The following is a 26,989-nucleotide window of genomic DNA, read 5'->3' as shown; positions in this document are numbered from 1 at the left end:
TTAAAATGAAAGGCAGTAACAAATCCCGCTGGCTGGTTGTGCTGGCATTGCTGATTGTGGCCGGAGCAGTGACAGGCTACTGGCTGATGAATCGCACACCAGAATCCGCAGGCCCGGCAGCCGCCGCTCAGGGAGAGCGCCCGGCGAGTGGCGGACGTCATGGTGGCCGCTTCGGCGCAACGCTTGCGCCAGTTCAGGCCGCAACCGCCACCCAGGAAGCCGTACCGCGTTATTTAAGCGGATTAGGCACCATTACCGCCGCCAACACCGTAACGGTGCGCAGCCGCGTGGACGGTCAGTTGATGGCGCTGCACTTTCAGGAAGGTCAACAGGTAAAAGCAGGCGATCTGCTGGCGGAAATCGATCCGAGCCAGTTTAAAGTGGCTCTCGCTCAGGCGCAGGGGCAACTGGCGAAAGACAAAGCAACGCTGGCGAACGCCCGTCGCGATCTCGCCCGCTATCAACAACTGGTGAAAACCAATCTGGTTTCGCGCCAGGAACTGGATACCCAACAGTCGCTGGTCAGCGAAACGCAGGGTACCATCAAGGCTGATGAAGCCGCCGTTGCCAGCGCGCAGCTCCAGCTCGACTGGAGCCGTATCACCGCGCCGGTCGATGGTCGCGTGGGTCTGAAGCAGGTGGATATCGGCAACCAGATTTCCAGCGGCGATACCACCGGCATTGTGGTGCTGACCCAAACCCATCCTATCGACCTGGTGTTCACCCTGCCGGAGAATGACATTGCCACTGTGGTAAATGCGCAGAAATCCGGTAAGCCACTGACCGTTGAAGCGTGGGATCGCACCAACAAACAGAAACTGAGCGACGGCGTGCTGCTGAGCCTCGATAACCAGATTGACGCCACCACTGGCACCATCAAGCTGAAAGCGCGTTTCAACAACCAGGATGACGCCCTCTTCCCGAATCAGTTCGTGAATGCCCGGATGCTGGTGGATACCCAACAGGATGCAGTGGTGATCCCGGCTGCGGCCCTGCAAATGGGCAATGATGGACACTTCGTTTGGGTACTGAACAGCGAAAATAAAGTCAGCAAGCACACCGTGGTTCCAGGTATTCAGGACAGCCAGAAAGTGGTGATCAGCGCCGGGCTCTCCGCAGGCGATCGCGTGGTGACGGACGGTATTGACCGTCTGACTGAAGGCGCGAAAGTTGAAGTGGTGGAAGCGCACAGCGCTGCCAACGATGCAAAAGCCGCTGAACCCGCGACTGCCGCGGGTCATAAAGGAGCGCGCTCCTGATGCAAGTTTTACCGCCGAGCAACACAGGCGGCCCATCCCGCCTGTTTATCATGCGCCCGGTCGCCACCACTCTGTTGATGGTGGCGATCCTGATTGCCGGGATCATCGGCTATCGCTTCCTGCCTGTCTCCGCCTTGCCGGAAGTAGATTACCCCACCATTCAGGTGGTCACGCTCTACCCTGGTGCCAGCCCGGACGTGATGACCTCCGCCGTCACCGCCCCGCTGGAGCGCCAGTTTGGCCAGATGTCCGGCCTGAAACAGATGTCCTCCCAGAGTTCAGGCGGGGCGTCAGTGGTTACCCTTCAGTTCCAGTTAACGTTACCGCTGGATGTTGCCGAGCAGGAGGTGCAGGCCGCCATCAATGCCGCCACGAACCTGCTGCCGGATGACCTGCCTAACCCGCCGGTCTACAGCAAAGTGAACCCGGCGGATCCGCCGATTATGACGCTCGCCGTCACCTCTTCCGCCATGCCAATGACCCAGGTGGAAGACATGGTGGAAACGCGCGTGGCGCAGAAAATTTCCCAGGTTTCCGGCGTCGGGCTGGTGACGCTGGCGGGTGGGCAGCGCCCTGCCGTGCGCGTGAAGCTGAATGCACAGGCCATTGCGGCATTGGGGTTAACCAGTGAAACCGTACGCACCGCAATCACCAGCGCGAACGTCAACTCGGCCAAAGGGAGCCTCGATGGCCCGACCCGCGCGGTAACGTTATCCGCGAACGACCAGATGCAGTCAGCGGAAGAGTATCGCAAGCTGATTATCGCTTATCAGAACGGCTCCCCAGTGCGTTTGGGCGATGTCGCTACCATTGAGCAGGGTGCGGAAAACACCTGGCTTGGCGCGTGGGCTAACAATCAACACGCGATTGTGATGAACGTCCAGCGTCAGCCGGGTGCGAACATTATTGCCACCGCCGACAGCATTCGTCAGATGCTGCCGCAGCTCACCGAAAGCCTGCCGAAATCAGTAAAAGTTGAGGTGTTGTCCGATCGCACCACCAATATCCGCGCATCGGTCACCGATACTCAGTTTGAACTGATGCTCGCCATCGCACTGGTGGTGATGATCATCTACCTGTTCCTGCGTAATATTCCGGCGACCATCATTCCCGGCGTGGCGGTACCGCTGTCGTTGATTGGCACCTTTGCGGTGATGGTGTTCCTTGATTTTTCCATCAATAACCTGACGCTGATGGCGCTCACCATCGCCACCGGTTTCGTGGTCGATGACGCCATTGTGGTCATCGAAAACATCTCGCGCTATATCGAGAAAGGCGAAAAACCGCTGACGGCGGCCCTGAAAGGCGCGGGTGAAATCGGCTTCACCATTATCTCCCTCACCTTCTCGCTGATTGCGGTGCTGATCCCACTGCTGTTTATGGGCGATATTGTCGGTCGTCTGTTCCGCGAATTTGCGGTGACGCTGGCGGTGGCGATACTGATTTCCGCCGTGGTTTCACTGACCCTAACGCCGATGATGTGCGCGCGCATGCTTAGCCATGAATCACTGCGCAAACAGAACCGTTTTTCCCGCGCCAGCGAACGTTTCTTTGACCGCGTCATTGCGGGTTACGGCCATATGCTGGCCCGCGTCCTGAAGCATCCGTGGCTGACGCTTAGCGTGGCGCTGGGCACCCTCGCCTTGTCGATTATTCTGTGGGTGGTTATTCCGAAAGGCTTCTTCCCGATTCAGGACAACGGCATTATTCAGGGCACGTTACAGGCTCCGCAGTCGGCGTCTTTTGCCAGCATGGCGCAGCGCCAGCAGCAGGTTTCTGAAATCATTCTGAAGGACCCGGCGGTTGAAAGCCTGACGTCATACGTCGGTGTGGACGGCACTAACCCGGCGCTGAATAGCGCGCGTTTGCAAATCAACCTGAAGCCGCTGGATGAGCGCGACGACCGCGTGCAGAAAGTGATTAAGCGCCTGCAACAGAACGTCGATCGTGTGCCGGGTATTTCGCTTTACCTGCAACCGACACAAGATCTCACTATCGATACCACCGTGAGCCGCACGCAATACCAGTTCACGCTTCAGGCGAATTCGCTCGATGCGCTGAGCCTGTGGGTACCGCAGTTGGTTACGCAACTACAAACCCTGCCGCAGCTTTCGGACGTCAGCAGTGACTGGCAGGATCAGGGGCTGGTGGCTTACGTTAACGTCGATCGCGATAGCGCCAGCCGTTTGGGGATTTCCATGGCGGACGTGGACAACGCGCTGTATAACGCCTTCGGCCAACGCCTTATTTCCACTATTTATACCCAGGCCAACCAGTACCGCGTAGTGCTGGAGCATGACACACAAGCCACGCCTGGGCTCGCGGCGCTGGATAACGTGCGTCTGACCAGCAGCGACGGCGGTGTGGTGCCTTTAACAGCCATCGCCAAAGTCGAGCAGCGTTTTGCCCCGCTCTCCATCAACCATCTGGACCAGTTCCCGGTGACCACCATTTCGTTCAACGTGGCGGGCGACTATTCATTGGGCGATGCGGTCGATGCGATTATGAACGCTGAGAAGACGCTCAGTTTCCCGACAGATATTCGTACCGAATTCCAGGGCAGTTCACTGGCCTTCCAGTCGGCGCTCAGCAGCACCGTCTGGCTGGTCGTCGCCGCGGTCGTGGCGATGTACATCGTGCTCGGCGTACTGTATGAAAGCTTTATTCACCCGATTACCATCCTCTCTACCCTGCCGACCGCAGGCGTAGGGGCGTTACTGGCGCTGATGATTGCCGGCAGCGAACTGGATGTGATCGCCATTATCGGCATCATTTTGCTCATCGGGATCGTGAAGAAAAACGCCATCATGATGATCGACTTCGCGCTGGCGGCAGAGCGTGAACAGGGCATGCCGCCGCATGAAGCGATTTATCAGGCGTGTCTGCTGCGTTTCCGTCCGATTCTGATGACCACGCTCGCCGCACTGCTCGGCGCGCTGCCGCTGATGCTGAGTACCGGCGTCGGCGCGGAACTGCGTCGCCCGTTAGGGATTGGCATGGTGGGCGGCCTGCTGGTCAGCCAGGTGCTGACGCTGTTCACCACGCCGGTCATTTATCTGCTGTTTGACCGCCTGGCGCTGCATCTGAAAAAACGCTTCCCGCGACATGAGGAGGAGGCGTAAATGAAGTTTTTTGCTCTCTTCATTTACCGCCCGGTGGCGACGATTTTAATCTCTATCGCCATCACCCTCTGCGGCGTACTGGGCTTCCGGCTGCTGCCGGTGGCCCCGCTGCCGCAGGTTGATTTCCCGGTCATTATGGTCAGCGCCTCGCTGCCTGGCGCATCACCGGAAACCATGGCGTCGTCGGTCGCCACGCCGCTGGAGCGTTCGCTCGGGCGCATTGCTGGGGTCAGCGAAATGACCTCCAGCAGCTCGCTCGGCAGTACGCGCATCATTTTGCAGTTTAATTTTGACCGCGATATCAATGGCGCCGCGCGCGATGTGCAGGCCGCGATCAATGCCGCGCAAAGCCTGTTGCCAAGCGGCATGCCCAGCCGTCCGACCTATCGCAAAGCCAACCCGTCCGATGCGCCGATCATGATCCTGACGCTGACCTCGGATACTTACTCCCAGGGTGAGCTGTATGATTTCGCCTCGACGCAGCTGGCGCAAAGCATCGCGCAGATTGACGGCGTGGGTGATGTCGACGTCGGCGGCAGTTCACTGCCCGCCGTACGCGTGGGGCTGAACCCGCAGGCGCTGTTTAATCAGGGCGTGTCGCTGGACGATGTGCGTACCGCCATCAGCAATGCCAACGTGCGTAAGCCGCAGGGGGCGCTGGAAGATAACGCCCATCGCTGGCAGATTCAGACCAACGACGAACTGAAGACGGCAGCGGAATACCAGCCGTTAATCATCCATTACAACAACGGTGCGGCGGTGCGCCTGGGCGATGTCGCGACGGTGACAGACTCGGTGCAGGACGTGCGTAACGCCGGGATGACCAACGCCAAACCGGCGATTTTGTTGATGATCCGCAAACTGCCGGAAGCCAACATTATCGAAACGGTGGACGCCATCCGCGCCGAACTACCGGAGCTTCAGCAGACCATTCCGGCAGCGATTGATTTGCAAATCGCGCAGGATCGCTCGCCAACGATTCGCGCCTCTCTCGAGGAGGTCGAGCAGACGCTGGTGATTTCCGTCGCGCTGGTGATCCTGGTGGTATTCCTGTTCCTGCGATCCGGTCGCGCGACGCTGATCCCCGCCGTCGCCGTTCCTGTCTCGCTGATCGGCACCTTCGCCGCGATGTATTTGTGCGGCTTCAGCCTGAATAACCTGTCGTTGATGGCGCTCACTATCGCCACCGGATTCGTGGTAGATGATGCCATTGTGGTGCTGGAAAACATCTCGCGCCATATCGAAACCGGAATGAAACCGATGCAGGCCGCCCTTCAGGGGAGCCGGGAAGTCGGGTTTACGGTGCTGTCGATGAGCGTGTCGCTGGTGGCAGTATTCCTGCCGCTGTTGCTGATGGACGGGCTGCCGGGCCGCTTGCTGCGTGAATTTGCGGTAACGCTGTCGGTGGCGATTGGTATTTCGCTGGCCGTGTCGCTGACCTTAACGCCGATGATGTGTGGCTGGATGCTCAAGCGCCAGCCCGCCCATACCCCCACCCGCAAAAAAGGTCTCGGGCGTTTACTGGTTGGCCTGCAACAGGGCTACGGCAAGTCCCTGCATTGGGTGCTGAAACACTCGCGGATGGTTGGTCTGGTTTTCCTCGCCACCGTTGCGCTGAACGTCTGGCTCTATATTGCCATTCCGAAAACCTTCTTCCCGGAGCAGGATACCGGCGTGCTGATGGGCGGCATTCAGGCTGACCAGAGCATCTCTTTCCAGGCGATGCGCGGAAAATTGCAGGACTTCATGAAGATCATCCGTGAAGATCCGGCGGTAGATAACGTGACCGGCTTTACCGGCGGCTCGCGGGTGAACAGCGGGATGATGTTTATCACCCTGAAATCACGCGGTGAACGGCATGATTCAGCCCAGCAGGTGATCGACCGCCTGCGTAAGAAGCTGGCGAAAGAGCCAGGCGCTAACCTGTTTCTGATGGCGGTGCAGGATATCCGCGTCGGCGGGCGTCAGTCCAACGCCAGCTATCAGTACACGCTACTCTCTGACGACCTGAGCGCCCTGCGCGAGTGGGAACCGAAAATTCGTAAAGCGCTGGCCGCCTTACCGGAACTGGCGGACGTGAACTCGGATCAGGAAGATAACGGTGCCGAGATGGATCTGATTTATGACCGGGAAACCATGTCGCGCCTCGGTATCAGCGTTCAGACGGCCAACAGTCTGTTGAACAACGCCTTTGGTCAGCGGCAGATTTCGACCATCTATCAACCGCTTAACCAGTATAAGGTGGTGATGGAAGTGGATCCGGTCTACACCCAGGACGTTAGCGCGCTGGACAAAATGTTCGTCATTAACAACGAAGGCAAAGCGATTCCGCTTTCCTACTTCGCCAAATGGCAGCCGGCTAACGCACCGCTGTCGGTGAACCATCAGGGATTATCGGCGGCGTCGACGGTGTCATTTAACCTGCCAACCGGGAAATCGTTGTCGGAAGCGAGCGAAGCGATTGACCGCGCGATGACTCAGCTTGGCGTGCCGTCTACGGTACGCGGCTCGTTCGCCGGTACCGCACAAGTGTTCCAGGAGACGATGAACTCGCAGATAATTTTGATTATCGCCGCCATCGCCACCGTCTACATCGTGCTGGGTATGCTGTACGAGAGCTATGTTCATCCACTGACTATTCTCTCCACGTTACCGTCGGCGGGCGTCGGGGCTCTGCTGGCGCTGGAGCTGTTCAATGCCCCATTCAGCCTAATCGCGCTTATTGGGATCATGCTATTAATTGGCATCGTGAAGAAAAACGCCATTATGATGGTCGATTTTGCGCTGGAGGCGCAGCGAAACGGCAATCTGTCGCCTGAAGAAGCGATTTTCCAGGCCTGTCTGCTGCGTTTTCGCCCGATTATGATGACTACCCTGGCGGCGCTGTTTGGCGCCTTACCGCTGGTGATTTCCAGCGGTGACGGCTCGGAACTGCGTCAGCCGCTGGGGATCACCATTGTTGGTGGCCTGGTGGTCAGCCAGTTGCTGACGCTGTACACCACCCCGGTGGTTTATCTGTTCTTCGATCGTCTGCGCCTGCGTTTTTCGCGTAAATCCCGACAATCGGTAACCGAGTAAAATGACAGAACTCCCGGCCAGCGTGCGCTGGCAACTGTGGATAGTGGCGTTCGGCTTCTTTATGCAGTCGCTGGACACCACTATCGTCAACACCGCCCTCCCCTCTATGGCGGCAAGTCTTGGAGAGAGCCCGCTGCATATGCATATGGTGGTGGTCTCTTACGTGCTGACCGTCGCGGTGATGCTTCCCGCCTCCGGCTGGCTGGCGGACAGAGTGGGCGTGCGCAATATCTTCTTCACCGCCATTGTGCTGTTCACCGCCGGGTCGCTGTTTTGCTCGCTGGCGGGCACGCTCAATGAGCTGGTGATGGCGCGCGTATTACAGGGCGTAGGCGGCGCGATGATGGTGCCCGTAGGAAGGCTGACGGTGATGAAAATCGTCCCTCGCTCGCAGTATATGGCGGCGATGACTTTCGTCACTCTGCCCGGCCAGGTTGGACCGCTGCTGGGCCCGGCGCTCGGCGGCGTGCTGGTGGAATACGCCTCCTGGCACTGGATCTTCCTGATAAACATTCCGGTCGGCATTATCGGCGGCATCGCCACCCTGATGCTGATGCCCAACTACACGCTACAAACCCGCCGCTTTGACCTGAGCGGATTTATCGTGCTGGCGCTGGGCATGGCGGTGCTGACGCTGGCACTCGATGGGCAGAAAGGCCTTGGCATCTCAAGTCTGACGCTGGGGATTCTGGTCGCCGTCGGCGTCGCCTCGATTCTGTTTTATCTCTGGCACGCCAAAGGCAACGACAACGCGCTGTTTAGCCTGAAGCTTTTTCGCACGCCGACGTTTTCGCTCGGCCTGGCGGGCAGTTTCGCCGGGCGTATTGGTAGCGGCATGCTGCCCTTTATGACGCCGGTCTTTTTGCAGATTGGTCTTGGATTTTCGCCATTTCACGCCGGGCTGATGATGATCCCGATGGTGCTCGGCAGCATGGGGATGAAACGTATTGTGGTGCAGGTGGTTAACCGTTTTGGCTATCGCCATGTGCTGGTCACCACCACCATTGGCCTCGCGCTGGTCAGCCTGTTGTTTATGGCGACAGCGCTGGCGGGCTGGTATTACGCGCTGCCGCTGGTGCTGTTTATTCAGGGGATGGTCAACTCCAGCCGCTTCTCGTCGATGAACACGCTGACGCTGAAAGATTTACCCGATGAACACGCCAGCAGCGGCAATAGCCTGCTGTCGATGATCATGCAGCTCTCGATGAGTATTGGCGTTACCGTAGCGGGCTTACTGCTGGGGATGTTCGGCCAGCAGCACGTTGCCGCCGACAGCACCGCCACGCACCAGGTCTTTATGTACACCTATCTGTGCATGGCGCTGATTATCGCCCTGCCCGCCCTGATTTTTGCCCGCGTACCTGACGACGTCACCAAAAACGTGGTTATCGCCCGACGAAAAAGGAGTGAACAGTGAAACTATGGCGTCCGGGGATCACCGGAAAACTTTTCCTCGCCATCTTCGCCACCTGCATCGTGCTGTTAATCACGATGCACTGGGCGGTTCGCGTCAGTTTTGAACGCGGGTTTATTGATTACATTAAGCACGGCAACGAGCAGCGCCTTGAACTGCTGAGTGACGCGCTGGCGGAGCAGTACGCGCAGCACGGTAACTGGCGTTTTCTGCGTAATAACGATCGCTTTATCTTCCAGATTTTGCGCTCGTTCGAGCATGATAATAATGACGAGCATCGCCCACCGGGCCCGCCAGGGCCACCGGGGCCATCCATGCCACCGCACGGCTGGCGCACGCAGTTTTGGGTGGTCGATCAGCGCGAGCGCGTTCTGGTAGGCCCACGCGAGCCGGTTCCGCCGGACGGCACCCGCCGCGCGATTGTTGTCAATGGGCTGGAAGTCGGTGCGGTTATCGCCTCGCCAGTGGAGCGCCTGACGCGTAATACGGATATTAATTTCGACGAGCAGCAGCGCCGCACCAGTTGGCTGATTGTCGCGCTCTCGACGCTACTCGCCGCCCTGGCGACCTTCCCGCTGGCGCGTGGTTTACTGGCTCCGGTGAAACGGCTGGTGGAAGGCACGCATAAACTGGCGGCGGGCGATTTCTCGACGCGCGTTGACGCGCGCGGCAGCGATGAACTCGGCAGGCTGGCGCAGGACTTCAACCAGCTCGCCAGCACGCTCGACCGCAATCAGCAGATGCGCCGCGATTTTATGGCCGATATCTCTCATGAATTGCGAACCCCGCTGGCAGTGCTGCGCGGCGAGCTGGAAGCGATTCAGGATGGCGTGCGTAAGTTCACCCCGGAATCGGTCGCATCGTTGCAGGCGGAAGTCGCCACGCTGACCAAACTGGTGAACGATCTGCATCAGCTTTCGATGTCCGACGAAGGCGCGCTGGCTTATCAAAAAGCGCCGGTTGACCTCGTTTCCCTGCTGGAAATTGCCGCTGGCGCTTTCCGCGAACGTTTGGCCAGCCGCGGCTTAACGCTGCATCTTTCATTACCCGATAGCGCAATGGTCTTCGGCGATCGCGACCGCCTGATGCAGCTTTTTAATAACGTGCTGGAAAACAGCCTGCGTTACACCGACTGCGGCGGTGACGTGCATATCCGCGCCAGAAAAACGCTGCAAAACGTCGCAGTTGAGTTCGCCGACAGCGGGCCGGGCGTGAGCGATGAACAGCTTGCCATGCTGTGCGAGCGTTTTTACCGAACTGAAGGATCGCGCAACCGCGCCAGCGGCGGCTCCGGCCTGGGGCTGGCGATTTGCGTAAACATTGTTACCGCCCACGGCGGAAAGCTTGATGCCGCCCATTCGCCTTTTGGCGGGGTAAGCATTAAAGTAGAGTTACCGCTGGATCGCGACACATCGAGAGAGTTATGACTGAGTTACCGATAGACGAAAACACCCCGCGCATTTTGATTGTCGAGGACGAACCCAAGCTCGGGCAATTGCTGATTGATTATCTGCTGGCGGCCAACTACGCGCCAACGCTTATCAGCCACGGTGATCAGGTTCTGCCTTTTGTGCACGACACGCCGCCGGATCTGATCCTGCTGGATCTCATGCTACCGGGTACCGATGGCCTGACGCTGTGCCGCGAAATTCGTCGCTTCTCAGAAGTGCCTATCGTGATGGTCACCGCCAAAATCGAAGAGATTGATCGTCTGCTGGGGCTGGAAATCGGTGCGGATGATTACATCTGCAAACCTTACAGCCCGCGTGAAGTGGTGGCGCGCGTGAAAACCATCCTGCGCCGCTGCAAGCCGCGTCGCGATGTGCAGGCGCTGGACGCGCAAAGCCCGCTGATTGTCGATGAAAACCGTTTTCAGGCCTCATGGCGCGATCGCCTGCTGGACTTAACCCCCGCAGAATTCCGCCTGCTGAAAACCCTGTCGCAGGAGCCGGGAAAAGTCTTCTCGCGCGAACAGCTGCTGAACCACCTTTACGACGACTATCGCGTGGTCACCGACCGCACCATCGACAGCCATATCAAAAACCTGCGCCGCAAGCTGGAAGCGCTCGACGCTGAACAGTCTTTTATCCGCGCGGTGTATGGCGTGGGATATCGCTGGGAAGCGGATGCGTGCCGGATGGCATGATCCTCGCATAGTGCCTGATGGCGCTGTGCTTATCAGCTCTGGCGCCACTCACCTGTAGGCCGGATAAGGCATCGCCGCCATCCGGCAACAGGGGTAAGGTTTACTCCTTCTCCCCGCAGCGCTACAATGCCCGCCCTAAAAGTATGGGAACCCTCCCTGCCGCGCACACCGTGACGCGGATCTGACCTGTCATCAGAACGAGAAAATCATGTTTAAACCGGAACTCCTTTCCCCGGCGGGAACGCTGAAAAATATGCGTTACGCTTTCGCTTATGGCGCGGATGCTGTTTATGCGGGCCAACCGCGTTACTCCCTGCGCGTTCGCAACAACGAATTCAATCACGAAAATTTGCAGCTCGGCATTAACGAAGCCCATGCGCTCGGTAAAAAATTCTATGTGGTGGTGAATATCGCACCGCATAACGCCAAGCTGAAAACCTTTATTCGTGATCTGAAGCCGGTGGTGGATATGGGGCCGGATGCGCTGATTATGTCCGATCCGGGTCTTATCATGCTGGTGCGTGAGAATTTCCCGGATATGCAGATTCACCTCTCCGTGCAGGCGAACGCCGTGAACTGGGCGACGGTGAAATTCTGGCAGCAGATGGGGCTTTCCCGCGTCATTCTTTCCCGCGAACTGTCGCTGGAAGAGATCGAAGAAATTCGCACCCAGGTGCCGGAAATGGAGATTGAGATCTTCGTTCACGGTGCACTGTGCATGGCCTACTCTGGTCGTTGCCTGCTTTCCGGCTATATCAACAAGCGCGACCCGAACCAGGGCACCTGCACCAACGCCTGCCGTTGGGAATATAACGTGCAGGAAGGCAAGGAAGATGTGGTCGGCAACATCGTTCACAAATACGAGCCAATTCCGGTGCAGAACGTTGAGCCGACGCTGGGTATCGGCGAGCCAACCGATAAAGTGTTTATGATTGAAGAAGCGCAGCGTCCGGGCGAGTACATGACCGCCTTCGAAGACGAGCACGGCACTTACATCATGAATTCGAAAGATCTGCGCGCCATCGCCCACGTTGAGCGTCTGACGCAAATGGGCGTGCATTCGCTGAAAATCGAAGGCCGTACCAAATCTTATTACTACTGCGCACGTACCGCGCAGGTCTACCGTAAAGCCATCGACGATGCCGCTGCGGGTAAACCGTTCGACACCAGCCTGCTGGAAACCCTGGAAGGGCTGGCGCATCGCGGGTACACCGAAGGCTTCCTGCGTCGTCATACGCATGATGATTACCAGAATTACGAATACGGTTTCTCCGTTTCTGAACGCCAGCAGTTTGTTGGTGAATTTACCGGCCAGCGCAAAGGCGCACTGGCGGAAGTGGCGGTGAAAAATAAATTCGCCGTTGGTGATAGCCTGGAACTGATGACCCCGCAGGGTAACGTCAATTTTACGCTGGAGCAGATGGTCGATGCCAAAGGTGCCGATAAACCGGTCGCACCGGGCGATGGCCACATTGTCTGGCTGCCGGTGCCGGAAGATATCGCTCTGGAGTACGCGCTGCTGATGCGCAACTTCAACGGCGAATCGACGCGTAACCCGCACAGCAAGTAGTTCATAGTGGGTAATTTCGCAAGCGAGAAGAATCTTAGAATTGGATCACATACCTAATTGTTTATTCCGGGTATTATCGCTTCGCTGAAAAACATAACCCATAAATGCTAGCTGTACCAGGAACCACCTCCTTGGCCTGCGTAATCTCCCTTACGCAGGCTAATTTTTTATCTGCCCCCTGCCTTTTCTGAAAATCAGTTCGTTCTTATCCCGCTATACTTTTTCTGCCATATACTTTTATTACGTTGATTAACGAGGAAAAAGGATGACCAACTTTCCCGCCAGCTTATTGATCCTCAATGGCAAGAGCACGGATAATCCGCAGTTGCGTCAGGCGGTTGATACCCTGCGCAAAGAAGGCGCTGAACTTCATGTTCGCGTCACCTGGGAGAAAGGCGATGCGCCGCGCTATATCCAGGAAGCGCTGCAGCTTGGCGTCGCGACGGTGATTTCCGGCGGCGGCGACGGCACCATTAATGAAATCGCTACCGCGCTGATTGAGTTGAAAGACGCCAATGCCCCGGCGTTGGGGATTCTGCCCCTCGGCACCGCTAATGATTTCGCCACCAGCGTCGGTATTCCCATGGATCTGGAGAAAGCCCTGCGTCTGGCAATTTCCGGGCGCGATGTGCCGATTGATACTGCACGCGTGAACGATAAAACCTGCTTTATTAATATGGCGACGGGGGGGTTTGGTACGCGTATTACGACCGAAACCCCAGAAAAACTGAAAGCGGCACTGGGCGGGGTATCGTATTTGATTCACGGGTTAATGCGCATGGATACCCTTAAACCCGACCGCTGTGAAATTCGTGGTGAAAATTTCCACTGGCAGGGTGATGCGCTGGTGATTGGTATTGGCAACGGGCGTCAGGCAGGCGGCGGACAGCCACTCTGCCCTGACGCGCTGATTAATGACGGGCTGCTGGATTTACTGGTGATTACCGGGGAAGAGTTGCTGCCTGCCATTTTCACCACCATTACACAGCAGGAAGATAACCCGCACCTGGTGCGCGGGCGCTCTGGCTGGATAGAAATCACCTCGCCGCATTCGATGACCTTTAACCTTGACGGTGAGCCGCTTAGCGGGCAGACGTTTCGCATCGATATTTTATCGGATGCGCTCCGCGCGCGCCTGCCGCCAGATTGTCAGCTATTGCGCTAGCCTGCAAGAATGCCGGATGGCGGCTTCGCCTTATCCGGCCTACAACAACTCCCCCGTAGGCCGGGCAAGCGTAGCGCCCCCGGCACAAACCGCACGAATGCCGGATGGCGGCTTCGCCTTATCCGGCCTACAACAACTCCCCCGTAGGCCGGGCAAGCGCAGCGCCCCCGGCACAAACCGCACCAGCGCCGTATGGCGGCTTCGCCCCCGGCATGGCTCAATACGCCGCCACTTCCCGCGCCATCTCGCGGGTGTACTGTTGGCTGGCATTCACCAACATCCGGGTATAATCCGTTTGCGCTTTCCCGGCAACCAAATCGTCAACGGTGAGCGTTTCAAGAATTTTGCCGTACTGCATCACCGCGACTTTCTGACATAAATGGGCAATGACGCCGAGGTCATGCGTTACCATCAAATAGGTCAGCCCCGACTCCTGTTGCAGCTCCGCCAGCAGGTTCAAAATTTCCGCCTGCACCGACACATCCAGCGCCGACGTTGGTTCATCCAGCAGCAACACCTGCGGCTCCAGAATCAACGCGCGGGCAATCGCCACGCGCTGACGCTGCCCGCCAGAGAGCTGGTGCGGGTAGCGATCGCGAAAGGCGCGGTTTAACCCCACGCGATCCAGCAGCGTGTTGATTCGCCTGTCGCGATCGGCGATGCCGTGGATTTGCAGCGGCTCCTCCAGAATATCGCCAATGGTATGGCGCGGATGCAGCGAACCGTACGGATCCTGAAACACCATTTGCACCTGGCGGCAACGCGTGCGGCTGATGCTGTGATCCAGCGGCTGACCGTTAATCGCCAGCGCCCCCTGCCAGTGGGTAAACAGCCCGGCGAGACACTTCAGCACCGTGGTCTTGCCCGAACCCGACTCCCCCACCAGCCCGTAAATCTCGCCCGGCCTGACGTGGAAATTGACGTCATACAGCACCTGGTTACGCTTCTCACCTTCACCAAACACCAGATTCAGGTTATTCACTTCAATCATGACATGCTCCTTATTCCGTCAGCCAGCTGGCCTGGCGCTGCAACACCGGCAGTACCGGGCGGCGCTGATGCATGTCCGGCAGCGAATTGATCAGCCCCAGCGTGTAGGGATGCTGCGCCTTATCGAGATCTTTCGCGGCAATCGATTCCACCACCCGTCCGGCATACATCACCAGCACACGGTCGCAAAAACTGCGCACCAGATTGATGTCGTGGCTGATAAAAATCAGCCCTAACCCGCGTGATTTCACCAGATCGTCGAGCAAGCCCAGCACCTGCAAACGCACGGAGACATCCAGTGCCGAGGTTGGTTCGTCGGCAATCACCAGTTCGGGATCGGTTATCAGCATCATAGCGATCATCACACGCTGCCCTTGCCCGCCAGAAATTTCATGGGGATAGAGCGCGTAAACACGCTCCGGCTGGCGAATACGCACTACCTCCAGCATCTCCATCGCTTTGGCTTTCGCCTCGGCTTTACGCCCAGGATGGTGCGTCAGCCACGCTTCCGCAATCTGGTCGCCGACGCACACCACCGGGTTGAGCGAATATTTCGGGTCCTGCATGATCATCGAAATTCGCTTACCGCGAATGCCGCGCATCTGCGCTTCCGTGGCATGCTGCAAATCGATATCACCAAACTGCATCCGCGCGGAGGTGATGCGGGATTTTTTCGGATGCAGGTGCAACAGCGCGCGCCCGACGGTCGATTTACCGGAACCCGATTCGCCGACAATCGCCAGCTTTTCACGTCCCAGTTGGAAGGAGACACCGCGCACCGCGTGGGTCACCGCCTGGCCGTTCACAAACTCGACGTGCAGGTCGCGCACATCAAGCAACGGCGTATTACATGCTGCGAGGATCGAGGATGTCACGTAAGCCATCTCCTAAGAAATTGAATGCCAGACTGTTAATCAGAATCGCCAGCCCCGGAATGGTGACTACCCACCAGCACTCCATCATGTAGGTGCGACCGCTGGAGATCATCGCCCCCCATTCTGGTTCCGGCGGCTGCGCGCCAAGGCCGAGGAAGCCAAGCCCGGCGGCGGTCAGGATGATCCCCGCCATATTCATGGTGATCCGGATGATCACCGACGGCAGGCACAGCGGCACAATGTGTCGCCACAGCACCCGTACCGGCGATGCGCCCTGCAAACGGACTGCCGAAATAAAATCGGCCTGACGTAGCGAGAGCGTTTCGGCACGCGCCAGGCGCGCAATCGGCGGCCAGGCGGTTAAAGTAATCGCGATAACCACATGCTCCAGCCCAGGCCCTAAAGCAGCAACGAACGCCAGCGCCAGCACCAGGCTTGGGAAGGAGATAAAAATGTCGGTGACGCGCATCAGCACCATATCGACCTTGCCGCCAAAATAGCCCGCCGTAACGCCGAGCAGCAGCCCCAGCGGGCCAACAGTCACCGACACCAGCAGTACGATGTAAAGCGTGATGCGCGAGCCGTACACCAGGCGACTGAAGATATCGCGGCCAAACTCATCGGTGCCAAACCAGTGCTGCGCACTGGGTGCGGTGAGCGCGTTGTTGAGGTCCTGCACCAGCGGGTTGTACGGCGCGATAAGCGGCGCGAAAATCGCCACCACCAGCAGCAGGAAAATAATCCCGCCGCCGATAGCGGTAAGCGGATTCCGCGCCATCTTGCCGATAAAACCGCCCGTACGCTGTAACGCGCGTTTGATACGCGCAGCACCTTCGCCGCCGCCCGTGCCGACGGGCGTATCCAGAGAAACGGTCATGATTTTGTCCTCGGATCAAAGAGTTGATAAAGCATGTCGGAAAGCAGGTTGAGCATCACGAAGATAACCCCGACCACCAGCACGCAGCCCATCACCGCGTTCATATCGCCCAGCAGCAGGCTGCCGGTAAGATAGGAACCAAAACCCGGCCATGAGAAAACGGTTTCAATCAGCACTGCGCCTTCCAGCAGAGAACCGTAGGCCAGCGCCACCACCGTCAGCAGCTGTACCAGAATGTTGCGAAACGCGTGATTCCAGATGACCTGCCGCTCGGTCAGCCCTTTCACACGGGCGGTGATGATGAACTCCTGCGACAACTGCGCCAGCATAAAGCTGCGGGTCATGCGGCTTATGTAGGCCAGCGAATGGAAACCGAGCAGCGCGGCGGGCAGGATCAGGTGGTTTATCGCGTTCCAGAACACCGTGCCGTTCCCTGCCAGTAACGCATCGACGGTCATTAACCCGGTGCGACGCGGTACGAGGCCGTCCAGACCTAAATCCACACGCCCCGCGCCGCCCACCCAGCCGAGCCACGCGTAAAACACCAGCAGCCCCATCATGCCCACCCAGAAGATGGGCGTGGAGTAGCCTGCCAGGCTGATAATTCTCACCACATAGTCGGAAACGCTGTTACGACGCGCCGCCGCCAGTACGCCCAGCGGGATGCCAAGCCCGGCGCCGACAATAATCGCCATCGTCGCCAGCTCCATGGTGGCCGGGAAGACGCGGATAATATCGTCGAGCACCGGCTTCCCGGTGAGCAATGCGTTGCCTAAATCACCGTGCAGCAGGTTGCTGAAATAGATGCCAAACTGCGCTGCCAGCGATTTATCAAAGCCCAGTTGCTGATAAACCTGTTGATAGGTACTTTGGTCCGCATCCGGTCCAACGATCGCCAGCACCGGGTCGATGGGCATCACGCGCCCGATAAAAAAGGTGAGCAACAGCAGGCCGAACAGCGTAATCGCGACCTGCATCAACCGCTTAGAGAATCGCCGGGCGCGCGAGCCTGGCGCAAGTATGACCATACTCATCCTTTATCTCCTTCGCTGACTTTATAGACTTCCCGCAGAAACGTGGTGGCCGAGGGATGCGACTGGAAGTCTTTAACTTCATTACGAACCACCACCGAATCGACCATCTGCGACAGCGGTTGCAGCGCCGGAATGAGCAGATCGTAACGGGTCTGGATCGCCTGATAGTCAGCCAGCTGTTTTTGCGGATCGCGTTCAAGCAGCGCGGCGTCGATCATCTCGTTAAGCTGCTTATCGTAAAAGCCGGTGCGCCAGCCCTGGAAATTGGTCAATCGCGCTTCATCGCTGTTATCCGGGTTGTACACCAGCGCACGCAGGCTGGAGTGCGGGTGCGGCTCCATCCCACTGCCGCCGCGCCCCACCAGCAGGTCAAATTTGCGTTCGCGCATCGCGCCGTAAATCTGGTTACCGGTGCCGGTAATGATTTTGGCGTTAATGCCTGCCTGCATCAGCGTTGACTGAACGGCAATCGCAATATTGAGGAATGGCTGATCGGCCAGCACGCGCAGCGTGGTGTCAAACCCTTCAGGATATCCCGCTTCCGCCAGCAGTTTTTTTGCCCGTGGGATATCAAGCTGATAGCCAGGGTCCGGCAGCGTTGAGGGCATTCCGGCTTTGATGGGGCGCTGGTGCAGCACACCGTAGCCCGGCATCAACGCTTTGTTGATACCCTGATAATCAATCAGATAGCGCACCGCTTCGCGCACTTTCGGGTTGGCGAAATGGGCCTCTTTCATGCTCATCGCCACGTAATACACCGTGCCTTTCTGCACAGCTTCCACCGTCAGATTGGGGTCTTTACGCAGGGCGTTGATATCGGACACCGCCATATTATTCGCGACGTCCAGATCGCCCTTTTCAATCATCAGACGCAGGGTTTGCGACTCCTGAAAATGGCGCAGCACCACCCGGCTCATTTTGGCCTCTTCACGCCAGTAGTGCGGGTTGCGCTTCATACGCAGCACATCTTTCGCCTGCCAGGTTTCCAGCATAAAGGGCCCCGAACCGGCTTCATTGGTCGTCAGCCAGCGATTGCCCCAATCGTTATTGGCTTCATGCTGCTGTACGGTTTTGCTATCGAGCACGCCCAGGTTGCCAAGCGCGCCGAGGGAGTAGATAACCAGCTGCGGATCGTTCGCTTTTGGCAGCGTGATTTGCACCGTGTAGGGATCGGGCGCGCTGACCTGGTTATCGATATTTTTCTTACTGAAGCCATAGGATTTCCACACCGACGCCTGCGCGAGGTTCAGGTGCAAAATTCGGCGCATCGACCACACCACATCGTCAGCCGTAAGCGGATTGCCGGAGTGGAAGGTGACGTTATCGCGCAGATGGAAAGTCAGCACTTTGCCGTCCGGGCTGATATCCCAGGATTTCGCCAGCGCCGGTTTCACGTTGGTCAGCTGATTAGCATCCAGCTCCACCAGCGAGTCGTAAAGGTTAACGACAATACCCACCACCTCGTTCCCGGTCATCGCCGCCGGGTCGAGGGTCAGCAGGTTGTTCATATTCATACCAATGATGAGCTGATCGGGGGGCGTTTTCGCCAGCGCCGCCCCGCTCCCCATCATCAGCGACAGCGCGAGTAAACACGCGCCCGCGAGGGAAGGTTTTTTCATCTGTGTATACCGTTTGTAGGGTTGAAGTATTTTTATCTGTCAGTCGTGGCTGACGGTATTGGCTTCGATATACGCAAAATTAATGTCTTCCCCGAGACCCGGCCCCTGCGGCAGATGCACAAAGCCATCGGCGTCCATCGGGTCAACAATGGTGTTCAGGTAAGCGGCTGGCTCATCGTAATCCAGGAACGGATGCAGCAGGCCACGCTCGTACCAGCGACAGTTGCGAATCGCCCCGACCACCGCCAGGCTCGCCGCGCCGTTACCATGCACTTCGCAATCCATGCCGAAGGATTCCGCCAGCGCCGCGACTTTCATGGTTGGCGTGATGCCGCCGACGCCGTTAGCCCCCGCGCGCAAAATGTCACAGGCCCCGGCTTTCACCCAGTCGGCGCGGCTGTGGTGCTTCCCGCCAAAGCTTTCCGGGCCAATCACCGGAATAGAGAGATTTTCCGCAAGCCAGGCATAAGACGACATGCTGTCCTCTTCCATTGGCTCTTCAAACCAGGCGAAGTTGAGTTTTTCCAGCTCTTTACCGATCCACAGCGCTTCGGTGCGGCTGTACCAGTGATATCCGTCGATCATCAGGTCGATGTCCGGGCCAACCGCTTCACGCACGGCGGCGCAGGCTTTGATATCCATTTTCGGGTTCGGCGCAAAAGAGACCGGCGGCATCCAGGTGTGCAGTTTGATGGCCTTATACCCGCGCGCCACCAGCGTTTCGGCAAACGCAGCGTACTCTTCCGGCGTCGAGAGCCCGCCTTTCAGATCGTCGCCGCACATGGTGCTGCCGTAGGCCGGTACTTTATCGCGAAAGCCGCCCAGCAGTTTATACACCGGCATATTGAGTTTGCGGCCCATTAAATCCCACAGCGCCTGCTCGACAAACGACAGCGCGCGCTCGGTCAGTTGATGTGCGCTTCCGCGCTGCCAGTGCACTAAATCCTGCCAGATACGCTCGCGGTTAAACGGGTCCTGCCCGACCAGCACTTTGCGGAAAAAGGTATTCACCACAAACGGGCGCACCACTTCCGGCGGCGCAAAGGAGTAGCCTTTTGTGCCGTCGTCAGCAGTAATGGTTAGCATCGCCATTTTTGCCAGGCTTTCGGCACCGGGGTGCGAGTGGCCTGCGCTGTCGGAAACTCGACGTGTAGGGTATTGAAATACAGTGACGTTTACGGATTCAATTTTCATTATGTGTCCTTAGTACTACAAATAAGTGGGCATTGCGGATGCCACAACCCTGTGACTTACACTTCCCGGCAAGCCGGTTTTAAGTAATTGAAAAAGCGTTTCACTGGATAATCTAAGCACAAAATATGAGACCTGCCTCGGACAAATCCCGCTAACGATTGACTGTTTTTTGGGCATAAGCACGAGGGGACGTGACTGTTTTCACAAAAGAAGGGAGAAATGTGAGGGGGATCGTTACGAGAAAAGGTAAACCCGGCGAGGCAAAAACTCGCCGGGAAAGGCATTATGCGATGGTGACTTTACCGTCCAGATACACATCCTGAACCGCGTTGATCAACTGCACGCCATCGGCCATTGATTTTTTGAAGGCTTTACGCCCCAGAATCAAGCCCATACCACCCGCGCGTTTATTGATAACCGCCGTACGCACCGCGTCGGAAAGGTCGGTTTCACCGCCCGCCGCACCGCCGGAGTTAATCAACCCGGCGCGGCCCATATAGCAGTTCGCCAACTGGTAGCGCACCAGGTCAATCGGATTCTCGCTGGTGAGTTTGCTGTAGACGCGATCGTCCGTATAACCAAAGTTCACCGCTTTATAGCCGCCGTTATTCTCGGCCATTTTCTGCTTCACAATATCCGCGCCGATGGTCGCCGCCAGATGGTTCGCCTGCCCGGTCAGGTCAGCGGATACGTGGTAATCCACACCATCTTTCTTGAACGCCGGGTTACGCAGGTAGGCCCACAGAACGGTAACCATGCCCAACTCATGCGCGCGTTCAAAGGCCGCGGAGATCTCTTCAATCTGGCGACGAGACTCTTCGGAGCCGAAATAGATGGTGGCGCCCACGGCAACGGCACCCAGGTTGAATGCCTGCTCGACGCTTGCATACAGCGTCTGGTCGAAGGTGTTCGGGTAGCTCAGGGTTTCGTTGTGATTGAGCTTAACGAGGAACGGAATGCGGTGCGCGTAACGACGCGAGACGGAGGCCAGCACGCCATAGGTTGACGCCACGCAGTTACAGCCTGCTTCAATCGCCAGCTCAACGATGTTTTTCGGATCAAAATAGAGCGGGTTAGCGGCAAACGACGCACCGGCCGAGTGCTCCACGCCCTGGTCAACGGGCAGAATCGATAAGTAGCCGGTTCCGGCCAGACGTCCGGTATTATAAAGCGTCTGCATGTTTCGCAGCACGGCTGGCGGACGGTTGTTGTCCATCATCACTCGGTCAACGTAATCGTGGCCCGGCAGGTAGAGTTGATCGGCTGGAATAGTCATACAACGATGCTGTAAAAGGCTGTCGGCGTCTTTGCCAAGCAATTGCGTAATATCAGTCATAGCGATGCTCCCGTAATGCCAACGTCGTGTCGGCGTGAATTTCCTGCCCGGAATTTTTGGGCAGCAATAAGTCTGGTCGTGGAAACGGGAATTTTCCATTCCACGGGCATTTTTAAGCGCAATCTGCTGGCACGATTCATGGACGGTAAAGTGTTACAGAGGTCAAAGTTTCGCCCCAAAGGTATTTAAAAGGTATTACATGATGGTATTGTCTCTACGTACCTTACCTGTCATGAAGGATTTAAAGATGAAAACTACAGTAAAGCTGTCGTTCATGATGTTTATTGAGTGGTTTATCTGGGGCGCGTGGTTTGTTCCCCTGTGGCTATGGCTGAATAAGAGCGGATTTACAGCAGGCGAAATTGGCTGGTCTTATGCCTGTACGGCGATTGCGGCGATCCTCTCGCCGATTCTGGTCGGCTCGCTGACGGACCGTTTCTTCTCGGCACAGAAGGTTCTCGCGGTGCTGATGTTCGTTGGCGCGGTATTGATGTATTTTGCCGCACAGCAAACCACGTTTGCCGGGTTTTTCCCGCTGCTGCTCGCCTACTCACTCACCTATATGCCGACCATTGCCCTGACCAACAGCATCGCTTTTGCCAACGTGCCGGACGTCGAGCGCGACTTCCCGCGCATTCGCGTCATGGGCACCATTGGCTGGATAGCCTCCGGGCTGGTCTGCGGCTTCCTGCCGCAAATGATGGGCTATAACGATATTTCACCGACCAACGTTCCTCTGTTGATCACGGCGGGTAGTTCGCTGCTGCTGGGAATTTTCGCCTTCATGCTGCCGGACACCCCACCGAAAAGTACGGGAAAACTGGACCTCAAAGTGATGCTGGGTCTGGATGCGCTGATCCTGCTGCGCGATAAAAACTTCCTCGTCTTTTTCTTCTGCTCGTTCCTGTTCGCGATGCCGCTGGCGTTCTACTACATCTTCGCCAACGGGTATCTCACCGAAGTAGGCATGCAAAATGCCACCGGCTGGATGACGCTGGGTCAGTTCTCCGAAATCTTCTTTATGCTGGCACTGCCGTTCTTCACCAAACGCTTTGGCATTAAAAAGGTATTATTGCTTGGTCTTATTACCGCAGCAATCCGCTATGGATTCTTCGTTTACGGTGGCGCAGAGCAATACTTCACTTATGCCCTGCTGTTCCTCGGCATTTTGCTGCATGGGGTAAGTTACGATTTCTACTACGTGACGGCCTATATCTATGTGGATAAAAAAGCGCCGGTACATATGCGCACTGCGGCACAAGGGCTTATCACTCTCTGCTGCCAGGGTTTTGGTAGCCTGCTCGGCTACCGCATTGGCGGCGTGATGATGGAAAAAATGTTTGCTTATAAAGAGCCGGTGAATGGGTTGACCTTCAACTGGGCAGGCATGTGGGGCTTTGGCGCCATCATGATCGCCGTTATCGCCGTGCTGTTTATGATTTTCTTTCGCGAGTCGGACAAAGAGATCACCGCCATTAAGGTGCAAAACGACCCACGCGACACTGTACTGACACAAGGGGAAGTGAAATGAAAACAGAACGTATTCTTGGCGCGCTGTACGGCCAGGCATTGGGCGATGCGATGGGAATGCCTTCAGAGCTTTGGCCTCGCTCACGCGTGAAGGCGCATTTTGGCTGGATTGACCGTTTCCTGCCGGGGCCTGCCGAGAACAATGCGGCCTGCTACTTTAACCGCGCGGAATTCACTGACGATACCTCAATGGCGCTGTGCCTGGCCGATGCCCTTCTTGAGCGTCAGGGGAAGATCGACCCGGATCTTATTGGCCGTAATATTCTGGCCTGGGCGGAGGGCTTCGACGCGTTCAACAAAAACGTGCTGGGCCCAACCTCCAAAATTGCGCTTAACGCGATTCGTGAGGGCAAGCCCGTTAGCGAACTGGAAAACAACGGCGTCACCAACGGCGCGGCAATGCGCGTTTCGCCGCTCGGCTGCCTGCTGCCACCGGGTAATCTCGATGATTTCATTGATGACGTGGCGCTCGCCTCCAGCCCGACGCATAAGTCCGATCTTGCGGTCGCCGGTGCGGTAGTGGTGGCCTGGGCCATCTCCCGCGCCATCGACGGCGAACGCTGGCAAACCATCGTCGATTCGCTGCCTGCCGTCGCCCGCCACGCGCAAGAAAAACGCGTGACCACCTTCAGCGCATCACTCGCCGCGCGCCTGGAGCTGGCCTTAAATATTGTCCGCAATGCAAGCGGTACGGAATCCGCCAGCGAGCAGCTTTATCAGGTGGTCGGTGCGGGAACCAGTACCATCGAGTCCGTTCCGTGCGCCATCGCAATGGTCGAACTGGCGCAGGGCTGCCCCAACCGTTGTGCCATTTTATGCGCGAATCTTGGGGGTGACACGGATACGATCGGCGCAATGGCGACCGCAATTTGCGGGGCGTTAGGCGGTATATCGGCGATTGATCCGGCATTGAAGCAGCAGCTCGATGAGGTCAATCAACTCGATTTCTCCCGCTATGCAACCGCGCTGGCGCAGTATCGCGAGCAACGGGAGGCGTTATGAATGTCGCGTCGCGTTTAACCACCTTAGGTAATCGACGTCCGATAACCGTCGTCGGCGCGGCGGTGATTGACGTGATTGCCGACGCTTATGCCCTTCCCTGGCGCGGTTGCGATATCGAGCTGCAACAGCAAAGCGTCAATATTGGCGGTTGCGCACTAAATATTGCTGTAGCGCTGAAACGCCTGGGAATGCAGGCCGATAATGCGTTGCCTGTCGGCCAGGGCGTGTGGGCCGAGATCATCCGCAATAGTCTGACTCGTGAGGGGCTTATCAGTTGCATTGACGGTGTACAGGGCGATAACGGCTGGTGTCTGGCGCTGGTTGAGCCAGACGGCGAGCGTACGTTTATGTCGTTCAGCGGCGTCGAGAATCAGTGGAATGCAGACTGGCTGGGGCAGTTATCCGTCGCACCGCAAAGCCTGGTGTCGCTTTCAGGTTATCAACTTGCGTCGCCGTGCGGCGAGTTGCTTGTAAACTGGCTTGAAAGCCTGCAAGACGTCACGCCATTTATCGATTTTGGCCCGCGCATTGCCGATATTCCTGATGCATTGATGACGCGCATTTTGGCCTGCAAGCCTGTTATTTCGCTTAATCGCCAGGAAGCCGAAATCGCCGCCGCACGCTTTAACTTACCGACGGAAACGCGGCAATTCGGTAGTGCATGGCTTGCGACGTTTGGCACACCGCTTATCGTGCGACATGATAAAGAGGGAGCATGGTATTTCAGCCAGCAGGAGCAGGGGCTGGCAGCACCGTTTCCTGTGACGGTCGTTGACACCATCGGTGCGGGTGACAGCCACGCAGGCGGCACGCTGGCCGGACTGGCGTCCGGCTGGACGCTCGGCGAATCCGTGCTGCTAGGAAACGCGGTAGCGTCCTGGGTGGTCGGTCACCGGGGCGGCGACTGTAGCCCAACGCGCGAAGAACTACTCCTCGCACACAAAGACATATAAATCACTGCGGCAGTGGCTGATGCTGTACTCAATCGGCCGCTGCTGCTGGTCAAGCGCAACTTGTTTGATAACCAGCACCGGGATTTTTTCATCCATCCTGATATGCGACTGAAATTCGGCATCCGGCATCCGGGCGCTGACTCTTGAGCGCGTGCGCTGCGGAAAGATATGCTGGCTGCGGAAATAGTCATACAGGGAAACGCCAATCTCATCCACATCATGAATCAACTGGGCGGGAACCCAGGACTCTTCAATAGATACGGCCTCTTCATCCACATACCGAATACGTTTGAGCAGAAAAACGTCGCTTTCCGGCGCAACGGCCAGCTGTGAAGCCACCTCTTCCGGGCAAGGAACAATACGCTTATTCACCCACAGGGTATCCGGCTTTTTCCCCCGCAGCACAACCTGTTGCGAAAATCCCCGCGCTTCCTTCAGGGAATATTCGAAAATATTATTAATTTGCGTGCCGTAACCGCGGGCACGCGTGACCACGCCCTCATCTTCCAGCGTCTGCATCGCTTTGCGCACCGTGATACGCGACACGCCCGTTAACTGGCTCAGGTCACGTTCGCCCGGCAGGATATTGCCATGCTCGAGTATTCCGCTGCGTACGGCATTTTTCACCGTTTCAGCGAACTTCAGATAGAGCGGCGTGTTATCCGCCGCCGCGATACGCTCAGTAATTTGCGCAATTAGACGTGTATGTGATTGTTCCATTTATCTTTCCCTGCAATGGGCCCCGAGCCAGTATAGGTGGCACCACGTCGGAAAACTACACCTGATGCGCAAAGGAGATTCATTCGTGGCGTACCGCCCGCTGTAGCAGTGTGAAGGCCTGTTCTACCTGCGGTGGCAGCGGTGCTGCGTTACGCATCAACGCCACGGTACGCGTGAGTTCCGGCTGCTGAAGCTGCACCACTTTTAGCTGCGGGTCGCAGAGGTGCGCGGTATAAAGCTGCGGCAAAATCGCCGCCGCCAGCCGAGAGCGCACCAGACCGTACAGGGTTTCAATGTAATCGACGTGATAGCGAATATGCAGTTTGAGGCGCTGACTCTCGTCCAGCGCCCCCACCAGCCGCTGAATATTGCCTTTGGAAAAGACGGCCACATCGCGGCCAGCAAGCTGCTGCCACGGGAGATGTGCCGATTGAGCAAGGGGATCGTCGGCATGCAGGACAGCGACAAACGGGTCCTCCAGCACCGGAAAAACCTGTAAGGCCGGAGAGACAGAACTGTCCAGCGCGCCAATGCCGAAATCCAGCTGCCCGTTCACTATCTGTGTCACTAACGCATCGTTAGTGAGATCGTGAAACTCCACCTTCAGCCGGGGAAATGCCTGCGCCAGCCGTTCAGCCACGGTCGGGAACAGCAGCGAACTGACCGAGGGCACCAGGCCAATACGCAGGGTGCCGTCGCCCCCGGATTCAACAATTTGCCGCATATCGCTGAACGCCTGCTGGGCGACGTTCAGCACCCGTTCGGCATGAGGAAGAATGGCAACGCCCAGCTCCGTCAGCGTCACGGCGGCGGCGGTACGGTTGACCAACTTACCGCCCAGCACCGTTTCAATCTGCCGTAGCGCGCTGCTCAGTGCGGGCTGGCTTATCGCGAGCTTACTGGCGGTGTCAGTGAAGTGGCGCAACCGGGCCAGGGTAACAAAATACTGAAGCTGCTTTAAAGAGAGTGCGGGAAGCCGTTGCCAGGGTTCAGTCATGATGGGTTTCGCATTGTTCGTTTGTCGCAGAATAACCTTTTCTTATCAGGTGATAAATTTTTTCAACGGGGCAAACGTTTGCCATCACCTTTCACACTTCGTAAAGTA

The 26,989-nt window shown here is 57.4% G+C and carries 20 protein-coding genes; 11 read left to right on the top strand and 9 right to left on the bottom strand.

The window, feature by feature from the left end; translation table 11 throughout:
* Positions 1–5: 5 nt before the first annotated feature.
* From G163CM_RS02780 to yegS, 8 genes are all read left to right on the top strand, one after another.
* Positions 6–1,259, top strand: a complete 1,254-nt coding sequence (locus tag G163CM_RS02780; RefSeq protein ID WP_041686211.1) for an MdtA/MuxA family multidrug efflux RND transporter periplasmic adaptor subunit — start codon at positions 6–8, stop codon at positions 1,257–1,259.
* The gene (locus tag G163CM_RS02775; RefSeq protein ID WP_231826828.1) at positions 1,259–4,381 is read left to right on the top strand and encodes an MdtB/MuxB family multidrug efflux RND transporter permease subunit; all 3,123 of its coding nucleotides are present in this window, start codon (positions 1,259–1,261) and stop codon (positions 4,379–4,381) included. Before G163CM_RS02780 ends, G163CM_RS02775 begins: the two co-directional genes overlap by 1 nt.
* Complete coding sequence (mdtC, locus tag G163CM_RS02770) at positions 4,382–7,459, top strand: multidrug efflux RND transporter permease subunit MdtC (RefSeq protein ID WP_231826827.1); 3,078 nt, start codon at positions 4,382–4,384, stop codon at positions 7,457–7,459.
* Between the two features lies 1 nt (position 7,460).
* Entirely contained in the window at positions 7,461–8,876 is a 1,416-nt protein-coding gene (gene mdtD / locus G163CM_RS02765) for an MFS transporter (RefSeq protein ID WP_231826826.1), read from the top strand.
* On the top strand, positions 8,873–10,300 hold the full coding sequence (baeS, locus tag G163CM_RS02760) for an envelope stress sensor histidine kinase BaeS (RefSeq protein ID WP_231826824.1): 1,428 nt from the start codon (positions 8,873–8,875) through the stop codon (positions 10,298–10,300). Before mdtD ends, baeS begins: the two co-directional genes overlap by 4 nt.
* Positions 10,297–11,019 carry an envelope stress response regulator BaeR gene (baeR, locus tag G163CM_RS02755; protein ID WP_015963811.1) on the top strand — a complete coding sequence of 241 codons (723 nt, stop codon included), beginning with the start codon at positions 10,297–10,299 and terminating at the stop codon, positions 11,017–11,019. Before baeS ends, baeR begins: the two co-directional genes overlap by 4 nt.
* A gap of 208 nt (positions 11,020–11,227) precedes the next feature.
* Entirely contained in the window at positions 11,228–12,589 is a 1,362-nt protein-coding gene (trhP, locus tag G163CM_RS02750; RefSeq protein WP_015963810.1) for a prephenate-dependent tRNA uridine(34) hydroxylase TrhP, read from the top strand.
* Between the two features lie 265 nt (positions 12,590–12,854).
* Positions 12,855–13,754 (top strand): lipid kinase YegS, encoded by a 900-nt coding sequence (yegS, locus tag G163CM_RS02745; protein ID WP_015963809.1) that lies wholly within the window; start codon positions 12,855–12,857, stop codon positions 13,752–13,754.
* Positions 13,755–13,971: 217 nt separating this feature from the next.
* Here yegS and G163CM_RS02740 read toward each other — a convergent pair whose 3' ends face one another.
* The 7 genes from G163CM_RS02740 to fbaB all read right to left on the bottom strand — a co-directional run bounded on the left by G163CM_RS02740 (position 13,972) and on the right by fbaB (position 21,679).
* Entirely contained in the window at positions 13,972–14,745 is a 774-nt protein-coding gene (locus G163CM_RS02740) for an ABC transporter ATP-binding protein (RefSeq protein ID WP_231826823.1), read from the bottom strand.
* A 10-nt stretch (positions 14,746–14,755) separates the two neighbouring features.
* Positions 14,756–15,619: an ABC transporter ATP-binding protein gene (locus tag G163CM_RS02735; RefSeq protein ID WP_231828319.1), complete on the bottom strand. Its 864-nt coding sequence runs from the start codon at positions 15,617–15,619 to the stop codon at positions 14,756–14,758.
* A complete protein-coding gene (locus G163CM_RS02730; RefSeq protein ID WP_231826821.1) occupies positions 15,591–16,496 on the bottom strand; it encodes an ABC transporter permease in 906 nt (301 codons plus the stop codon). Before G163CM_RS02730 ends, G163CM_RS02735 begins: the two co-directional genes overlap by 29 nt.
* Complete coding sequence (locus tag G163CM_RS02725) at positions 16,493–17,530, bottom strand: ABC transporter permease (protein WP_189622822.1); 1,038 nt, start codon at positions 17,528–17,530, stop codon at positions 16,493–16,495. The genes G163CM_RS02730 and G163CM_RS02725 overlap by 4 nt, the downstream gene beginning before the upstream one ends.
* On the bottom strand, positions 17,527–19,149 hold the full coding sequence (locus tag G163CM_RS02720) for an ABC transporter substrate-binding protein (protein WP_231826819.1): 1,623 nt from the start codon (positions 19,147–19,149) through the stop codon (positions 17,527–17,529). The genes G163CM_RS02725 and G163CM_RS02720 overlap by 4 nt, the downstream gene beginning before the upstream one ends.
* Before the next feature lie 39 nt (positions 19,150–19,188).
* On the bottom strand, positions 19,189–20,343 hold the full coding sequence (locus G163CM_RS02715; RefSeq protein WP_231826817.1) for a mandelate racemase family protein: 1,155 nt from the start codon (positions 20,341–20,343) through the stop codon (positions 19,189–19,191).
* Between the two features lie 283 nt (positions 20,344–20,626).
* Positions 20,627–21,679 (bottom strand): class I fructose-bisphosphate aldolase, encoded by a 1,053-nt coding sequence (fbaB, locus tag G163CM_RS02710; protein ID WP_231826815.1) that lies wholly within the window; start codon positions 21,677–21,679, stop codon positions 20,627–20,629.
* A gap of 247 nt (positions 21,680–21,926) precedes the next feature.
* Here fbaB and G163CM_RS02705 point away from each other — a divergent pair, with 247 nt between their 5' ends.
* Genes G163CM_RS02705 through G163CM_RS02695 form a run of 3 tightly spaced genes read left to right on the top strand, consistent with a single transcriptional unit; the run spans position 21,927 to position 25,164 of the window.
* Positions 21,927–23,210, top strand: coding sequence for a nucleoside permease (locus tag G163CM_RS02705; protein ID WP_231826813.1), 1,284 nt, complete (start codon positions 21,927–21,929; stop codon positions 23,208–23,210).
* Positions 23,207–24,211 (top strand): ADP-ribosylglycohydrolase family protein, encoded by a 1,005-nt coding sequence (locus G163CM_RS02700; RefSeq protein ID WP_231826811.1) that lies wholly within the window; start codon positions 23,207–23,209, stop codon positions 24,209–24,211. Before G163CM_RS02705 ends, G163CM_RS02700 begins: the two co-directional genes overlap by 4 nt.
* The gene (locus G163CM_RS02695; RefSeq protein WP_231826808.1) at positions 24,208–25,164 is read left to right on the top strand and encodes a PfkB family carbohydrate kinase; all 957 of its coding nucleotides are present in this window, start codon (positions 24,208–24,210) and stop codon (positions 25,162–25,164) included. Before G163CM_RS02700 ends, G163CM_RS02695 begins: the two co-directional genes overlap by 4 nt.
* On the opposite strand, the gene G163CM_RS02690 is transcribed toward G163CM_RS02695, so the two are convergent.
* Positions 25,138–25,884 carry a GntR family transcriptional regulator gene (locus G163CM_RS02690; RefSeq protein WP_015963798.1) on the bottom strand — a complete coding sequence of 249 codons (747 nt, stop codon included), beginning with the start codon at positions 25,882–25,884 and terminating at the stop codon, positions 25,138–25,140. The two genes, G163CM_RS02695 and G163CM_RS02690, sit on opposite strands and share 27 nt — an antisense overlap.
* Positions 25,885–25,963: 79 nt before the next feature.
* Positions 25,964–26,881, bottom strand: coding sequence for a LysR family transcriptional regulator (locus tag G163CM_RS02685; RefSeq protein ID WP_231826804.1), 918 nt, complete (start codon positions 26,879–26,881; stop codon positions 25,964–25,966).
* Positions 26,882–26,989: the final 108 nt, after the last annotated feature.

It is taken from the genome of Pseudocitrobacter corydidari (assembly GCF_021172065.1).
GTDB lineage: Bacteria > Pseudomonadota > Gammaproteobacteria > Enterobacterales > Enterobacteriaceae > Pseudocitrobacter > Pseudocitrobacter corydidari.
Note: the sequence above shows the minus strand (reverse complement) of the source record. Positions and strands in the feature narration are given on the sequence as shown.

Bases quoted from the DNA above. Each gene is read 5' to 3' on its own strand.
- mdtD (WP_231826826.1), top strand. From the start codon at position 7,461: ATGACAGAACTCCCGGCCAGCGTGCGCTGGCAACTGTGGATAGTGGCG.
- G163CM_RS02700 (WP_231826811.1), top strand. From the start codon at position 23,207: ATGAAAACAGAACGTATTCTTGGCGCGCTGTACGGCCAGGCATTGGGC.
- G163CM_RS02780 (WP_041686211.1), top strand. From the start codon at position 6: ATGAAAGGCAGTAACAAATCCCGCTGGCTGGTTGTGCTGGCATTGCTG.
- baeR (WP_015963811.1), top strand. From the start codon at position 10,297: ATGACTGAGTTACCGATAGACGAAAACACCCCGCGCATTTTGATTGTC.
- G163CM_RS02690 (WP_015963798.1), bottom strand. From the start codon at position 25,884: ATGGAACAATCACATACACGTCTAATTGCGCAAATTACTGAGCGTATC.
- G163CM_RS02720 (WP_231826819.1), bottom strand. From the start codon at position 19,149: ATGAAAAAACCTTCCCTCGCGGGCGCGTGTTTACTCGCGCTGTCGCTG.
- trhP (WP_015963810.1), top strand. From the start codon at position 11,228: ATGTTTAAACCGGAACTCCTTTCCCCGGCGGGAACGCTGAAAAATATG.
- G163CM_RS02715 (WP_231826817.1), bottom strand. From the start codon at position 20,343: ATGAAAATTGAATCCGTAAACGTCACTGTATTTCAATACCCTACACGT.
- G163CM_RS02705 (WP_231826813.1), top strand. From the start codon at position 21,927: ATGAAAACTACAGTAAAGCTGTCGTTCATGATGTTTATTGAGTGGTTT.
- G163CM_RS02725 (WP_189622822.1), bottom strand. From the start codon at position 17,530: ATGAGTATGGTCATACTTGCGCCAGGCTCGCGCGCCCGGCGATTCTCT.
- G163CM_RS02685 (WP_231826804.1), bottom strand. From the start codon at position 26,881: ATGACTGAACCCTGGCAACGGCTTCCCGCACTCTCTTTAAAGCAGCTT.
- G163CM_RS02695 (WP_231826808.1), top strand. From the start codon at position 24,208: ATGAATGTCGCGTCGCGTTTAACCACCTTAGGTAATCGACGTCCGATA.
- yegS (WP_015963809.1), top strand. From the start codon at position 12,855: ATGACCAACTTTCCCGCCAGCTTATTGATCCTCAATGGCAAGAGCACG.
- mdtC (WP_231826827.1), top strand. From the start codon at position 4,382: ATGAAGTTTTTTGCTCTCTTCATTTACCGCCCGGTGGCGACGATTTTA.
- G163CM_RS02730 (WP_231826821.1), bottom strand. From the start codon at position 16,496: ATGACCGTTTCTCTGGATACGCCCGTCGGCACGGGCGGCGGCGAAGGT.
- G163CM_RS02740 (WP_231826823.1), bottom strand. From the start codon at position 14,745: ATGATTGAAGTGAATAACCTGAATCTGGTGTTTGGTGAAGGTGAGAAG.
- G163CM_RS02775 (WP_231826828.1), top strand. From the start codon at position 1,259: ATGCAAGTTTTACCGCCGAGCAACACAGGCGGCCCATCCCGCCTGTTT.
- fbaB (WP_231826815.1), bottom strand. From the start codon at position 21,679: ATGACTGATATTACGCAATTGCTTGGCAAAGACGCCGACAGCCTTTTA.